We start from the raw sequence: 15,929 nt of genomic DNA, 5'->3' as shown, positions 1-15,929 counted from the left end.
TTTTATTGCCTCAAAATAGACTACTTAATTAAGCGGATTGGTATAAAAACAGTAGCTTATAGCTTTTCATTAAGTTTTTAAGCTTGAAATAAAAAAGCCCGAGAACGCGTCACTCATTCTCGGGCTACTGTGAAAAAACAAGATGAAATTTATTTAATTGCTGCTGTCGACTCACGAGTAATGAGCTTTGCTTCAAGGGTTACTTGATAAGGCGACTCTTGTGGATCACCAATATGAGTGATCAATTGCTTAACTGCTTGCTGAGTCATTTCTTCAACTGGTTGTGCAATGGTCGTTAACCCTGGCCAAATATGACGTGCAATTGGGGCATTATCAAACCCAGCAATAGAAATATCATCTGGCACTCTTAACTGCATTTGCGTAGCAAGCTTTAATACCGCCGCTGCCATGTAATCATTTGAAGCAAATACCGCTGTTGGGCGAGGGTTCAAATCTAAGATTGTACGAGCACTGTCAACACCAGAGTGATAACTGAAGTTACCTTCTTCAACTAAGCGTTCATCAAACTCAATACCATTTGACGCAAGCGCTCTTCGATAACCTTTAAAACGCTGCTCTGTCGCACTGTGATCAGGGTGACCTTTGATGAAGGCGATTTCTTTATGGCCCAGCTTAATAAGATGCTCTGTTATTTCAAACGCTCCCTGCTCGTCATTACTTCTTACCGAAATAGAGTCGTCTTCAAGTACCGCAGATGCGACACGGGCATAAGGGATCTTTTTCGACTTCAAAAAGCTTACAAGTTCAGGGAAATCTGAAAATGGTGGGGTCAGTACAATGCCGTCTAAACGTGAGGTTTGAATTAATTGCTCAATGTTACTAATTAATTCTTCGCCGCGTAATTCACATGGGTGGATCAATAAATTGTAGTTAAGCTCATGACATGCCGCTAAAGCACCGGTTTGTACACGTGTAATATAGCTTTTACTCGGATTGTCGTACAAGCAACCAATGATGAAACTGCGGTTTTGTGCCAAGCCACGAGCGATTGGGTTTGGTGTGTAATCAAGCTCTTTAAATACTTTAAGTACTTTTTCGCGCGTTGCATCACTCACGTTTGGCTCATTGTTGAGCACGCGAGATACTGTTTTTTTCGATACACCGGCATAGCTGGCGACACTGTTGATGGTTACTTTCTTCATCCGCTCTACATCCAACTGCTAATTACGCGTTACTTTTAACATGTATACACGCAGCAGCACCAATGAATGGAATGTTGTCTTGTGTTACAAGCGTAACGGGGATCTGTGAAGTATATTGCGACATAATGCCTTTGTCTGCAAAACGCTCAACAAATCGACTAGATAATAGACGTTGTTGCATACGAGGTAAAATACCACCGCCAATAAATACGCCACCTAATGCGCCAAATGTCAGGGCTAAGTCCCCTGCTACGCTGCCAATCCAATCACAAAATTGATTGAGTGTTGCATCACAGACTTCACATTGACCAGTGGTTGCAAGCTCGCTAATTTGTGCTGCATCTAAATTCTTCGCTTCAACGCCTTTTACCGCAGCCATAGCGCCATATAAATGAGCAATACCAGGGCCTGAGAACACAGTCTCAACAGATACATGATTTAACTGCTTTTTAAGCTCAGTGATTAACAAGCGGTCTAACTCTGTCACTGCCGCAAGGGTAATGTGCCCTGCTTCGCAGCTAAGAACAGCGCTGCCTTGTGATGTGCGAACTAAACACGCAGCACCAAAACCTGTACCTGGTCCCATAACTGCGATATTCGCATTTTCATCAGCCTGGCCTGCTTTAACAGCCATATTTTGCGAATCATCTAAATAAGGTGCTGCATAGGCAAATGCTGCAAAGTCGTTGATTACTTCAAGTTGCTCAAATGAAAACTCAGCTTTTAAATCTGCAACGTTAAAGTGCCAGCCAAGGTTTGTTAAGTGAACTTGGCCTGCTTTGATCGGGCCAGCTACTGCTAAACATGCACGGCTTGGCTTTGGAAACGAAATTTGGCTGAAGTACTGGTTTATCGCACTTTCTAAAGAGCCAAAGTCAGCACTTGGAAAAGTTAAATTGTGCTCGATAACAAACTGGTTAGTTTGTGCATTAAAGTCAGTGATTAAAGCGAAACGAGCGTTAGTGCCGCCGATATCGGCAACAAGAATAGGAGCGAATTCTGTAGTTGACTGTGTGTTCATGATGTTTTCTCTATTTGTCTAAGCTAGTTGCCGCTTATTTTTCTAGTTTTCAATGGCAAAGCCACTGTGTCTGCTAAACTTTGGGTCATTGCCTCAAAGAAGCTATCTTTTGTATTAAAAAAATGCTGCCCAAATGAATGGGCAGCCAAATACGTTTTGACAACAAAATGATAAAACAGTGACATTATGACACCGGTGTCAGATTAGGATCAATAAAAATTTTCATTATTTGTGCATGCATACGTATTTAATGGAAAAACCTGCGTATTAAGTATCGAAAAAGCATTTATATACGCATAAAAAATACCTAGCTGTGTACAGAACAGCCACACACACGCCGCTTGTCACAAATAGCTTGAAAAAAATATTAAATAGCCGAAAATGGCAATTACTACTTCTGTTATTTGGTAACCATATGAAAGGTAAGGCGACATCTTTTGACATTGCACATTATGCGGGTGTGTCGCAGTCAACCGTCTCTCGCGCGCTGCGAAATAGCCCTTTAGTCAACGAAGAAACGCGTCGACGTGTTCATGAGGTAGCAAAACAGCTCAACTATAAAGTTGATAAAAATGCCAGTAACTTAAGAACTCAACAAAGTAGCACCCTCGCCCTTTTATTATTTGAAGATCCCACTTCGGATGAATCACAAATAAACCCTTTCTTTTTGGCGATGCTAGGCAGTATTACAAGAGCTTGTGCAAAAGAAGGCTACGACTTACTGGTATCGTTTCAGTCGAGCAGCTCTGATTGGCAAGCCGATTACGAAGACAGCCACCGTGCAGATGGCTTAATACTGCTTGGTTATGGTGATTACCTCGATTACCAACCTAAATTTAAAACCTTAATTGACCAACATACTAAGTTTGTCTGTTGGGGTGCAAGCGTCGATAACCGCCCAGATTTAACAGTCAGCTGCGATAACTACGGCGGTGGTAAATTAGCAGCAGAACATTTACTCGCAACAGGTAGAACTGATTGTGCATTTATTGGTGATGCTTCTGATCATAGCCCTGAATTTTTTGCTCGCTACCAAGGTTTTAAAGATGCTTTCTTAGCCAAAGGCGTGGCTTTAAACGAACGTAAGATGGCAAATGCGATTTCAACTGAAGAATCAGGCTATCACGCAACTCGTTCCCTCATAGCAAATAACATTCGCTTTAACTCATTGTTTGCCGCCAGTGACCTTATTGCTATTGGTGCTATTCGCGCTTTGAAAGAAGCGAAAATCAAGGTTCCTGATGATGTACATGTTGTTGGCTTTGATAACATTGCTGTTGCCAGCTTTGTAAACCCACCACTTACCACCGTACAGCAAGACACCACCCTCGCCGGACAAATGTTGGTCGATAACCTGCTCAAACTTATTCGTGGTGAAGATGTAGAGAATACCCTTTTACCACCGCGTTTAATTATTCGTGGTTCGAGTGTTTAATTTTTAGCGATGACAGCTTTGTTATCGCCTCCTCCTTACCCAACCAGAAACTTATTGCATTAAAATCAGTTTTTTTTCGATTTACCCAAGACTATTACTTCGAAAAAGCAGATAATTACGCCTATTATGTTGAAAACGCTTATCTGGCAAACAAAGCTTTAGATAACAACGCGCACAAAGGTGGAATTTTTTAATGGAAATTAAAGTTAATTTTCTCGACAACCTCAGGCTTGAAGCCAAGTTTGATGATTTCTCTGTCATTGCAGACCAACCTATTCGCTATAAGGGTGATGGTACTGCACCAAGTCCATTCGATTACTTCTTAGCATCTTCTGCATTGTGTGCGGCTTACTTTATTAAAGTGTATTGTAATTCACGCGATATCCCGACAGATGGTATTCGTGTTGCACAAAACAATATCGTTGATCCAGAAGACCGCTATAACCAAATTTTCCAAATTCAGGTTGAGTTACCAGAAAGCCTTTCTGAGAAAGACCGCACGGGTATTTTACGTTCTGTTGAGCGTTGTACAGTAAAACGTGTTATTCAAACTGGCCCAGAATTTAAAATCGATACTGTTGAAAGCATCGAAGCAGACGCGCAAGCAATGTTGATGGCAAAACCAGGTGATGACAGTAATACCTTTATTTTAGGTAAAGACTTACCCCTTGAAGAAACCATCGCAAATATGACGGCCATCCTTGAAGAGTTAGGGATGAAAATCGAAATCTCTTCTTGGCGTAATATTGTGCCAAATGTATGGTCACTTCATATTCGTGATGCAGCGTCGCCAATGTGTTTTACCAATGGTAAAGGTGCAACTAAAGAAAGCGCGCTATGCTCAGCTTTAGGCGAGTTTATTGAGCGCTTAAACTGTAACTTCTTCTATAACGATCAGTTCTTAGGCGAAGACATTGCCAATAGCGAGTTTGTTCATTACCCAAATGAAAAGTGGTTTGCTCTGACTGATGATGACTCTCTACCAGAGGGCATATTAGATGATTATACCCGTGAAATTTATAATCCAGATGGTGAGCTATGTGGCTCACACTTAATCGATACTAACTCTGGTAATAAAGAACGTGGTATTTGCTCTATTCCTTATGTTCGCCAGTCAGACGGTGAAACAGTTTACTTCCCTTCAAACCTAATTGAAAACTTATTCTTAAGTAATGGTATGAGTGCTGGTAACAACTTTGCCGAAGCAAAAGTACAGTGCTTATCTGAAATTTTTGAGCGTGCAGTTAAGCGCCAAATCATTGAGCAAGAAATTGTTTTACCAGACGTACCTCAAGAGGTTTTAAACAAGTACCCAGGTATTGTTGCGGGTATTAATGGTCTTGAAGAACAAGGTTTCCCTGTTGTAGTAAAAGATGCCTCGCTAGGTGGTCAGTTCCCAGTGATGTGCGTAACACTCATGAACCCTAAAACAGGCGGTGTATTTGCTTCTTTTGGTGCGCACCCAAGCTTTGAAGTTGCATTAGAGCGCAGCTTAACTGAGTTATTACAAGGCAGAAGCTTCGAAGGCTTAAACGATGTACCTAAGCCAACATTCAATAGTATGGCAGTTTCTGAACCGGAAAACTTTGTAGAGCACTTCATTGATTCAACTGGCGTGATCTCATGGCGCTTCTTCAGCGCTAAGCACGATTATGATTTTGTTGAATGGGATTTCTCAGGTAGCAATGAAGAAGAAACAGCGAGCTTATTCGGTATTTTAGAAAGCTTAGGTAAAGAAGCTTACATTGCTGAGTTCTCAGACCTTGGTACTGCATGTCGTATTTTAGTGCCTGATTACTCAGAAGTTTATCCTGTGGAAGACTTGATTTGGGACAATACCAATAAATCACTTAACTTCCGCGAGGATATCTTAAACCTGCATCGTTTATCAGAAGATCAACTTGCTGATTTAGTTGAGCGCTTAGAAGAAAGTGAACTAGATAACTACATAGATATTATCACCTTAATCGGTATTGAGTTTGATGAAAACACAGTGTGGGGTCAGCTAACGATTCTTGAGCTGAAGCTACTTATTTACTTAGCACTTGGTGATTTAGAAGCAGCAATGGAGCTTGTTGAAGCATTCTTACAGTATAACGACAATACCATTGTTGAACGCGGCCTATTCTACCAAGCAATGCATGCAACATTGGAAGTCGCACTCAGCGATGACCTAGAGATTGAAGATTACATTCATAGCTTCACCCGTATGTTTGGTCAAGAAACGATGGATGCAGTCGTTGGCTCAATCAACGGCGATGTTATGTTCTATGGTTTAACAGAAACCAGCATGAAGCTTGAGGGCTTAGACAGGCACCTTCGTTTAATCGAAAGCTATAAAAAGCTACACGCTGCTCGCGCTAAAAAAGCAGGGCTATAACGAAGAAATATCAAAGCCGCACGTTTTCGTAACCTGCGGCTTTTCAACTTTACTTAACCCGTTACTTAACGAAAACGAACACCTGTAATGTCGTATTCAGCAATGAAACGGCCACCATAAGTATCTACAAACATAAACTCCATCTCTATTTTTTCTCTTCGGCCTTTGTGCTCAAGTAATTCAACAATAAAGTATTTATTAGAATTAAGGTCATAAGAGCGACCTTGTGTTTCTCGGGTAATATTAAACTTTGTAGGGTTACCTATGCTATCAAAATACTCAAACAGCACGTTTAGACCCCGCGCATAAATTCCCGAGTCTCGCTGTGAGGAATTAGGTCTTTGCTGTGCCAACAACCATGTTTTGTCTTTTTGATTTACAGCCTTAATAAACTCACTTATTAATTGTTGGTGTTCAACAAGAGGCGGCATCTTTATTTCTTTTAGTGATTCTGTGAGTTTATCGCCCGCTCCCCCGGTTCTTGCTATGTAATTCTCAAAACCGGCGTCTATCGACATATAATTTAAATAGTCAGCAAGGCCATTATTATAAACCTGTTCAAATGTTCCGTATTCTTCCGAGAGGATACTTTCAAGGCGATTATATAAAGAAAAAGCGTGCGCTGAGTCTAATTTCTTCAGTTCAGAAGTGTCTACCAATTGACCAAAAAGTAGTGCATTTAAGTCAATTGTATTTGTTTTATCATCAAACGTAATGATTTCCTTAGCCCATTCTTTATCTGCTGTGGCAATTTGCAAATAGTAACGTTGAAAAGGCGCACCATGCTCATCGTTGATGGTTATTTTCTTGGTCGAAAAGTCATAAATTTTGGCATTTTTTGTAGGGCCAGTCCTAACACTTACCTTTAAACCTTTTGACAGTTCGGTAAATTTATCTGACTTTTCAATCACAACTTCTTGAGCAGCAAAAATAGTCGTCGGAAGTAGCAACAATAAGCTGGCAATGCATTTACTAACATTTTTCATATAAATCCCTTTTAAGTTAAAATTAAGCTAAACCCAATTGAGGTACAAACGATATCTTAAATGTATATTAAAGTGGTAACTAATTGAAGCCTAATGTGAATGTTAGGGTTTATATCGGTAATGCCCTGTAATTTTGTAAGTGAATAACCTATCTTCCATTTTAGGACCCCAGCCTATGTTATGAACAATCAGAGCTCTTAATTTATCTTTCGATAGTTCATCTGTAAGCTACAAAATGCTACATGATTTTAGCAGCGGTAGTTTCAGCTTAACTGAGCAAAAATCTCTTTATTTCATTGTTTTAAAGTAAGAAATAGTCAGCAAGCTGATATGTAAAATTAATCACACTGCTTTGGCTCCAGCAACCATATTGTATTTATGAGTAGCCATTGCTAAATTACTCACCTCTTACCACATTATGTTTTAATAAATAGATTTATTACGTTTTTTATTTACCTTATTCGCTCTAATGAGTATTTCACTCAGTCATTCAATTTCCGCTAAAGTGCTTATTGGTGTATCAAGTGAAAATGGCGAGTCATTAAAGTACTCACGCAAACAATTTAACGGTGAATTAAAATCAGCCTATAGCTGCGTTATCAATCAACTTGATAGCAACTACGACGTAATCACTGTACCGCAAGCACGGCATATTAAAATGCTGCAAAACAATGAAGTAGATATTGCCATGCCACTTTTATTGTTACCACATAGATTTATTTGCGACTCGCTCAGCGACAATTTATCAAGTTGGATATGAGTTAATCAGCCACAGTACTAACCCAGACTTGAGTATCGAGAATTTACGCAGACAGGCAAACTAAAATGGTATCGTCTATAAACGCGGAACTGGGGCACGTACCTTAATGCTTAAATATTTAGGCATTGATAAAAATGAATCGATAAGCCATGAACATCAAGTCAGTACATGGCAACAAGCCGTTGATTTTGTGGCTAAGAACAGAGCTGGTATAACAGCCCTTCCTGCTGTGATTGCAAAAGATATTGAGCCTCACCGCTTTAATGGCATTACACGCATTAAAATGCCCGACCATCAATTAAGTCTTTACATGTCATCACATTTTTCCAAAAGCGCTGAAGCAACTGCTATCAACGATGCATCAAAAACCTGTAAAGAATTTAGATAGCTATAGGTTATTTAGTTTTAAGCTCAGCTAGACGACTTTCAACTTGTAAGCGCTCTTGCTCTGTTAGTTCACCATAAAGCTTAGGGTATGGCCAGCCATAACCCCAGCGAAAGCTAGTAGGTAAAAAAGGTGTTCCACCCACTCTAACACCGGCAAGCATCAATACTGCAATTTCTTGCTCACCTACTTGTGCAACACACGCTTTTAAATCTATATCAGCTTGCTCACGTTGCTTGAAAGTACCCCCTTGCCAATATGCAAGATCATGGGCTGTACAGCACGCCAACCATAAGTTTTTATGTTCTATTGTTCCATCAGGAAAAGAGCTGCAACCATCTGTAGTGAAGGGTTTAAGTTCAGCACAACTGGTAATAGAAGCATGAAAAAGTAACATCAAACCTAGGATAGCGTTAGGATAATTCGCCACAGTCCAGACCTTAAGTAACGAGATGGAAATAGTAAAAGTTTTTAATATTCAACTTGGTACGCAAACCCTTCACAACTCAGCGCTTTTTGGCAATCAGTATCTGCATGAGCACTGATATAACACTGTCCAAATACAATCGCGTTGCCACCCCTTTGCTGTACTTTACTTTTAAGAGTGTCTTGGAGTTGACTTCTAGAACCATTAATATCATCAAACGGACCCGCTTGTGGTAAATGCATATCACTTTCTAATTGGCAATAATAGCTCGAAACCTGGCCAAGAAATGTTGCTCTGTGGCTCACTAATTGGCGTTCTGTAAATACTTCAACATTGTGACCTCGGACTGAAGTTTCAACATCACCAAGCACATACTCACCCACGTTTGTATTTATTGCACAAGAACACAATAAACCAACACCCAACAAAGTAGATAAAGCCTTGAACATATTTGCACCTTCCCTGAATTAATTGTTCAGCTACAAATTACACCAAATAGTAATGGCTTTTGTTTACTGAATTAAAGTTAAGCTATCTTAACGTACCCATATAAGGAAAGCACAATTAAATTGTAAAAAAGTGCAAAACAAAAAACCGCCGAGGTTAATTCGGCGGTTTAATTATTTAAGTAGCTATTTAAAAGAAGCTTACTTAGCTAATGTTTCGGCTGCTTTTTCTGCAAAAAGGTTACCTAGTCTTATATAGTAATTACTTTTATAGTGCCATTTATCTTCAATGAATTCGACAGGCTCATCAAAGGCAACTAAATGAGCATTAGCATTTGATTTAACGAACTTTTCCTGAGCATCCCATACACTCTCAATATATGGCATCATTCGTGTTTGGGGTGTTTTACCAGAGTCTTCTATTCTGCCAAGTATGATTGGTAACTCTATATTGCCAAAAGTCATCTTCATATCATTCATCAGACTTGTTAAATTAGCTAAATAAACCTTAGATGCTTGCTCATGATAGGCATCTGCCTCACCCTGCATCCAAATGATCCCTGCTGGGACTAAAGTATCGGCTTCACCATCACCATCTATATCATTGTTAGCTAACGCAGCTCTTACGGTAGTTTGAAAGTTATCCCATTGGTTAATCTTAGTGTTGTCAGCATAGTTCTGCCCCCATGTACCAAAGCCAGATGCCCCAAGCGCAATAGATGAGCCTCCACGTGCATATTTAATAATGGCTATTTTCTTATCTGTAAGCTCAGATAAGCGTTTACCAAAACTCAATTCAGGACCAAATCTTTCAGATAAAATAATTGAATGACCTGTCGATCTAGCGCCTGTTCCAAAGCCAGGCATTAAATTAGTCCAAACACCTTTACCACCATTTAATGCATCATCAGCAACAGGGTTACCAAAAAAGAGTAAGGTATTTTCAACTGGTTTTTTATACTCCGCAGGTAAATCTTTATTAAAGCCAAATCCTTCCATATTTGATTGGCCACCCATAAAGTAAAGCAAGTAATCATCCGCTTTACTTTGCGTACTTACTGCTAATAGAGCACATAAAGCCATTCTTTTTAACATTATTTTTCCTTTTGCCAAAAGCAACATGCCCAATAAATATTGGGCATGTTAAATAAGTTTTTACTTCAATGCGTCTTCAACAACTGGGTAATGGTCCCATACATGTTTATCGCTCACTGAACGGAGTAACTTAATGTATTCAGCGTGAGTCCAAGCCAGTGGTGTGGCTGAGTTTGTACCCTCACCTAGCTGATAGCCTGCTTTATTGTTGCCTACGCCATCCCAAACTTGTTCAGGTAACATCATGCCTTCATTAGCAAATGCTTCCATACCTTTTACATAAGTGTCTTTAATCGCTTGTTGCTTCATCACATCAAGGCTGTTGGTTGCGTTTGCAGCGGCGATTTCATAGTGACCGCGTTCACCTGTAAAAAACGGCCATACACGACCACGTTGACCAGGGGTGTTATTGCCACCTTCGGCATAGTTATTACCTGTCACTTCATCTTCACCGTAACCATCGTTACCATAGCGGCGGTAGCCTGGGAATGAACCCGAGCCATCAGCAAAATTAAAGGTGTAACGCACTTGCAGATTATCGACTAAGGTTTCGTCATCGTACTCTGGTAATGTTTTTACAATGCTTGGCGCAAGTGCATCACGAACACCATAACGTACAAGCTCTAAGAATCCACCATCAAGGATTTGCTTTTTATCAAAGCCTTCACGCCCGTTATTGGCATTAAGTGTGGTTGATGAGTTTGGATCTTTGTCTTGACCGATACGAATGAAATATTCACCATCGCTGTTTTCAGACTTAAGGTTACCTTGAGTCGTAAACATCGTACTTTCAATTTCACTATTGAACGTTTTAGCCGTTGCTAGGTAACGCTCTGCATTTTTAGTGTCGCCTGCTTTTTTAGCAATATCTGCAGCCGTTACTAGGCCTGCAACAACCGCTGCAGTTGTTGATGGTGAAAAACCATTTTGTTCTTCCCAACGCTCTTGTTGCGTTGCTGGCGGTGTAATTTGCGTGTCGTTCCAAAGAATTTTCGCAAGGCCACCATCAACTAAGAAATCAGCAGCTGGTTTTAACATTTTGCCATACCAATCTGTCAGCTCTTGATCGCTAAGTACGCCAGCTTGATGTAGTTTCCACGCTAACATAATTGGCATTGCTGTTTGGTCAAGCTGAACACCTACCCACTCAAGCTCACCATCAACGTGAGTCTTTTGTAAGAACCAACCAGTGTCACCACCATTGCCTGGTGTGTTATCTGTTACTTGTACTTTTTCTAGATATTCAAACGCTGTCTTGGCGGTACGTGCATCACCCATGGCCATAAATGCCATTGCTACTTGATAGAAATCACGTACCCAAACCGCTTTATAACCGGTAGAACCTGTTTTAGCCGACACCGTTTCACCCCAAGGGTTAGAAAGTGACGCAATTAAAGCACCGGCATGAGTTTTATCTTCTTGCGCTTTTAATACCATGGCGCTGGTATAAAGCAACTTTCCATTATCTGCGGTGCTGTTAGTTAATGTGCTTAAAGGTTCAAGGCTTGCTAAGTAGTCTTGCCAACCAATTGCAGCACCTTCACCGTTATATGCAGCAAGCACTTTTTGGTAGCCTTGATTTAAACTTGCTTGACCTTCTTTTAAGCTTGCAGCTTCAGAATTACCAAAGCTTAAAGCTAAATCAAAGCTGGTGTTTTTTGATACTTCACCAAGCTCTGCAAGTAAGCTTACATTACCCGACTTATCACCAGTACTTTGGTAAGTCGTTGATAATGATTGCGATGCTTTTAACTCTTTTAAGCCATCACTTACACCCGTAAAGCCAACGCTTGCTTGCTTAAATGGTTGAGCGGCTTGTAAAGATAAAAAGTTATCATCTTGCCAAGCAACTAGACCCTTATCAGTTACTTTTGCAAAATCGTCTAAACCGTTGTTATCAATGTAAGGGTTCACATTAACGTAGGCTTTTACACCTTCAAGGTCTGTATTAAATACGCTACGAACAAACAATGTTTGGCCGTTTGGATCTGTAAAGATATGTTTTTCTAAAGTGAAACGACCTTGTTTATCTTTACTTACTACTTTGTAAGCAAGCGATAATGGACGACCAGCGTCGTCTTTGTATAAATAATCAATGCTTACATCGAGATCATCGTTTTCTGTAACGGTAAAGTCTTTACCAACTACAACAAACTGCATATCTTTGATTTGTGCTTGGTGAATTAAACCAAACATGGTTTCGGTGATCATGCCTTTCGCGATTGAAAACCAAACTTTTGATACTTTGCCGGTAGCAGCTGCGTCGCTGTAGTGGCCATCTTGGTATTGCTCGTAAGAGGTACCAATCCCCGTTTTACCAGAGTATGCCCAAAAAGGCTCAACACCCGGTGCGCCTGGCGCCGGCACCTGCTCAACTGCTGTATTAGCTGATTGTTCTGAACTACAAGCTGTTAAACCTAACACTAACAAGCTTGCTGTAATGAGATTAAATTTTTTCATGGTGTGTCCTTATTATTGTTGCTTAACGCGCAGTACAGCGACCGCTGCTAGTACGAATGACACTGCACCTAGCACTAACGCATAAATCGGTTGATTATCAAAAAAGTGACGTAAAATTAGGCCTAATACGCTTGCCGCTAAAAGCTGCGGAATAACAATAAAGAAGTTAAAGATACCCATGTACACACCCATTTTTTTACTTGGTACTGAGGTACTTAACATTGCGTATGGTAAAGATAGAATTGACGCCCAAGCAAACCCTACTCCAATCATTGGCCAGATCAGTAAACTTGGATCTTTGATAATAATGAAGCTGACCAGACCCAATGCACCTAGCACTAGGTTGATAGCGTGAGCCATTTTTAGTCCTACTTTTTTAACGATAACCGGAATACACAGTGCTGCAATGGCAGCAAAACCATTGTAAGCGGCAAATAATACACCAACCCAATCCGCACCGTTATTGTAGGCAAGAGAGCTTGTATCACTGCTGCCGTAGTGGAAGCTAGTTACTGCCGATGTGGTGTAAATCCACATTGCAAACAATGAGAACCAGCTAAAAAATTGTACCCAAGCCAATTGTTTCATCGTTTCTGGCATAGTGAATACATCATTCACAACTTGATAAAAGCCACCACTGGTTGCGTTTTTAGCCTTTAAAGCACCAGCAATAAATTGAATAACACCAAAGCTAATCAAACCACCAGCAAGTAAATAAAGCTCTTTTTCAAGCGATAGACCCGTAACAATACCAAGTACTACTAGACCAAGAACCGTAAAGATTGCAGCGCCTTTGTTAAAGTTTACATCACTTTGAACATCGCCCGAGTCATCGCTTTGCTCTTGTTCATGAAAGCTTTCAAGTTCTTCTGGTGAATATTCTTTAGTAGTAAAGACAGTCCAAAACACAGCAATAATTAATACTACTGCGCCAAAGTAAAACGAGAATTTTACAGAATCTGGAATTTGCCCTGCAGGTGCAGTATTGGCAATATCGAACCAGTTAGTCATCATCCAAGGTAATGCAGACGCGACAACCGCACCAACACCAATGAAGAAGCTTTGCATTGCATAACCAGTTGCACGTTGCTTTTTCGGTAAGTTATCACTGACAAGAGCACGGAATGGCTCCATAGTTACGTTAATTGACGCATCCATGATCCATAACATACCCGCCGCAATCCACAGGCTTGGTGAGTTAGGCATAATGAATAACGATAACGTTGTTAAAATAGCCCCATAGAAAAAGAACGGACGACGACGACCTAACTTATTCCATGTTTTATCACTCCAATAACCGATGATCGGCTGAACAATAAGGCCTGTAAGCGGCGCTGCAACCCAAAGAATTGGAATGTCATCAACATTGGCACCTAAGGTTTGAAAAATGCGGCTTACATTACCGTTTTGTAATGCAAAGCCAAATTGGATACCAAGGAATCCAAAACACATATTCCATATTTGCCAAAAGCTTAGCGTTGGTTTGTTATTATTCATAGTCAGCCTTTAAGGTAAATACTGCACTGCTTAAGCCGTTCAGTTGTAATTGAATTGGCGCCTTAGTAGATGCCTCAGGAATCACAATGTCGGCATGATTTTCTAGGTTATCAGTAAACGTTAAACCACTGTGGTTAAGCTTAGGTAACAACGCTTGATTAAGAGTAAGCTCAACATTTTGTTGGTTTTCTGAAAAGTTACTTACTACAAGCACTAGTTGTTGGCCTAGCTTACGCGTGAACGCAATAACTTGCTCTGAGCCTGTCAATTCAACCGCTTGCATGTCACCACCAACAATGGCAGGAAGTGTGTTTAACGACATCAACTTGGTGTAGTAAGCGCGAAGATCAGCTTGCTGCTTTGAAAGCGCACCGCCATCGAATTTACCATTATTCATCCATGCTTGATGCGCAGGTACCCCCATATAATCGAAAATGCTGGTACGCGTTGGGTCGCCAAAACCACCGTCCTCAGAGCCATCTTCACCGACAGCTTGACCAAAATAAAGTAAGGTTGGCGAGCGCGACATCAATGTAGATACCACCATCGCTGGCTTACCTTTTTCACTACTACCAGCGAAATCTGGGCTAGCAATACGTTGCTCATCATGGTTTTCTAAAAAGTGCAGCATGTGCTGTTCAATATCAGCCACTTGGCTTTGGATATCGAAAATAGTATCCGCTGATTGCTTGCCTTGCATCACAGCTTTAACCGTGTCGTAAAAACCGACTTTGTCGTAAAGGTAATCCATCTTACCTTGTTGGATATATGGGCGGTAAAGCGTTGGGTTATATACCTCAGCCAAAATAAAGGCATCGCTTTTTTGCATCTTGATTGATGAATTTAAAAAGCTCCAAAACTCAACAGGCACCATCTCGGCCATATCATAACGGAAGCCATCGACACCTTTATCTAACCAATAAAGCGCGATATCGCGGAATTTATACCAGCTATTTGGTAGATCTTTATCTTGCCAAAATGCGTAGTGCGCACGGTAATCTTTATCAGCGTAATCATCCGGTAGTGTTGGGAAGTCGTAGCTACCGTCTGGTTTCACACCGTAATTGATTTTAACTGTTTCGTACCAATCATTAATGTCAGGTTTAGCGGCACGGGCCCCATTACCCGTCCATTTTGCTGGGGTTTCGGCAAACTGATTATCAGCAAGAGGATGCGGGTTACCACCTAACACTTGGTAGCTATCGCTGGTAGGCACTTGAAATGACTGCCCTGTTACATAGTAAAAGTTATTATCGCGAGCATAGGTTTTCGTCGTATCATCTTCAGCACCAAAATCCTTTACGCCTTCAGGCTTGGCGACTGACTCGTAATTACGCGCTACGTGATTTGGCACAATATCAATAACAACTTTCATACCGTGCTTATGAGTACGATTAATTAGCTCTACAAACTCTTCTAAGCGGCGCTCAGGGTTAATTGCTAAATCAGGATTAACATCGTAATAGTCTTTCACTGCATAAGGTGAGCCTGCACGGCCTTTTACAACATCAGGGTCATCTTGTGACAAACCGTATTCGGTATAGTCAGTTACTAAAGCATGACGCGGTACACCAGTGTACCAAACATGTGTTGTACCTAGCTCTTTAATGCCTTGTAATGCTGCATCATTAAAATCAGCGAATTTACCTACCCCATTTTCTTCTAATGTGCCCCACGGTTTATTGGTTGTGTTAGTGTTACCAAATAATCGAGTGAATACTTGGTAAACCACAGGCTTAGAGATAGCTGCTTGGCTAGATTCTGATTGCTGCTTTTGCGTGTTCTGCTGTACTGGCGCATCGTTACCACAGGCAGTTATACCTAAAACCGAAGCCACTACTAACGCAGTTAGTTTGTATGTTGTCATCATTACT

At 40.7% G+C, this 15,929-nt stretch carries 13 protein-coding genes and 1 pseudogene; 4 read left to right on the top strand and 10 right to left on the bottom strand.

The window, feature by feature from the left end:
* Positions 1–149: 149 nt before the first annotated feature.
* The gene (locus tag AN213_RS12440) at positions 150–1,163 is read right to left on the bottom strand and encodes a LacI family DNA-binding transcriptional regulator (RefSeq protein ID WP_054561637.1); all 1,014 of its coding nucleotides are present in this window, start codon (positions 1,161–1,163) and stop codon (positions 150–152) included.
* Between the two features lie 22 nt (positions 1,164–1,185).
* On the bottom strand, positions 1,186–2,184 hold the full coding sequence (gene glk, locus AN213_RS12435; protein WP_055198757.1) for a glucokinase: 999 nt from the start codon (positions 2,182–2,184) through the stop codon (positions 1,186–1,188).
* 415 nt (positions 2,185–2,599) lie between these two features.
* Here glk and AN213_RS12430 point away from each other — a divergent pair, with 415 nt between their 5' ends.
* Both AN213_RS12430 and AN213_RS12425 read left to right on the top strand, forming a co-directional pair.
* A complete protein-coding gene (locus tag AN213_RS12430; RefSeq protein ID WP_055198756.1) occupies positions 2,600–3,619 on the top strand; it encodes a LacI family DNA-binding transcriptional regulator in 1,020 nt (339 codons plus the stop codon).
* A gap of 193 nt (positions 3,620–3,812) precedes the next feature.
* Positions 3,813–5,999, top strand: a complete 2,187-nt coding sequence (locus tag AN213_RS12425) for an OsmC domain/YcaO domain-containing protein (protein ID WP_054561640.1) — start codon at positions 3,813–3,815, stop codon at positions 5,997–5,999.
* Positions 6,000–6,064: 65 nt separating this feature from the next.
* On the opposite strand, the gene AN213_RS12420 is transcribed toward AN213_RS12425, so the two are convergent.
* On the bottom strand, positions 6,065–6,985 hold the full coding sequence (locus AN213_RS12420) for a hypothetical protein (protein WP_055198755.1): 921 nt from the start codon (positions 6,983–6,985) through the stop codon (positions 6,065–6,067).
* Positions 6,986–7,087: 102 nt separating this feature from the next.
* A pseudogene (locus AN213_RS20175) lies at positions 7,088–7,186 on the bottom strand (DUF1287 domain-containing protein); the annotation flags it as partial.
* Positions 7,187–7,454: 268 nt separating this feature from the next.
* Here AN213_RS20175 and AN213_RS12415 point away from each other — a divergent pair.
* Both AN213_RS12415 and AN213_RS12410 read left to right on the top strand, forming a co-directional pair.
* Positions 7,455–7,745, top strand: coding sequence for a hypothetical protein (locus tag AN213_RS12415; RefSeq protein ID WP_055198754.1), 291 nt, complete (start codon positions 7,455–7,457; stop codon positions 7,743–7,745).
* 106 nt (positions 7,746–7,851) lie between these two features.
* The gene (locus AN213_RS12410; RefSeq protein ID WP_055198753.1) at positions 7,852–8,133 is read left to right on the top strand and encodes a hypothetical protein; all 282 of its coding nucleotides are present in this window, start codon (positions 7,852–7,854) and stop codon (positions 8,131–8,133) included.
* Between the two features lie 7 nt (positions 8,134–8,140).
* Here the strand turns inward: AN213_RS12410 and AN213_RS12405 are convergent, their stop codons facing one another.
* From AN213_RS12405 to AN213_RS12380, 6 genes are all read right to left on the bottom strand, one after another.
* Positions 8,141–8,527, bottom strand: a complete 387-nt coding sequence (locus AN213_RS12405) for a hypothetical protein (protein WP_055020870.1) — start codon at positions 8,525–8,527, stop codon at positions 8,141–8,143.
* Positions 8,528–8,601: 74 nt separating this feature from the next.
* The gene (locus tag AN213_RS12400; protein WP_055020848.1) at positions 8,602–9,006 is read right to left on the bottom strand and encodes a hypothetical protein; all 405 of its coding nucleotides are present in this window, start codon (positions 9,004–9,006) and stop codon (positions 8,602–8,604) included.
* 198 nt (positions 9,007–9,204) lie between these two features.
* Entirely contained in the window at positions 9,205–10,098 is an 894-nt protein-coding gene (locus tag AN213_RS12395) for a sialate O-acetylesterase (RefSeq protein ID WP_055198752.1), read from the bottom strand.
* 60 nt (positions 10,099–10,158) lie between these two features.
* On the bottom strand, positions 10,159–12,558 hold the full coding sequence (locus tag AN213_RS12390) for a glucan 1,4-alpha-glucosidase (RefSeq protein WP_055198751.1): 2,400 nt from the start codon (positions 12,556–12,558) through the stop codon (positions 10,159–10,161).
* 12 nt (positions 12,559–12,570) lie between these two features.
* The gene (locus AN213_RS12385; protein ID WP_055020845.1) at positions 12,571–14,055 is read right to left on the bottom strand and encodes an MFS transporter; all 1,485 of its coding nucleotides are present in this window, start codon (positions 14,053–14,055) and stop codon (positions 12,571–12,573) included.
* Entirely contained in the window at positions 14,048–15,922 is a 1,875-nt protein-coding gene (locus tag AN213_RS12380; RefSeq protein ID WP_408002937.1) for an alpha-amylase family glycosyl hydrolase, read from the bottom strand. Before AN213_RS12380 ends, AN213_RS12385 begins: the two co-directional genes overlap by 8 nt.
* Positions 15,923–15,929 lie beyond the last annotated feature (7 nt).

The sequence above is a fragment of the Pseudoalteromonas sp. P1-8 genome (genome assembly GCF_001399985.1).
Taxonomy (GTDB): Bacteria; Pseudomonadota; Gammaproteobacteria; order Enterobacterales; family Alteromonadaceae; genus Pseudoalteromonas.
The sequence above is the reverse complement of the archived record's forward strand: the minus strand, read 5'-3'. Positions and strand labels throughout refer to the sequence as shown.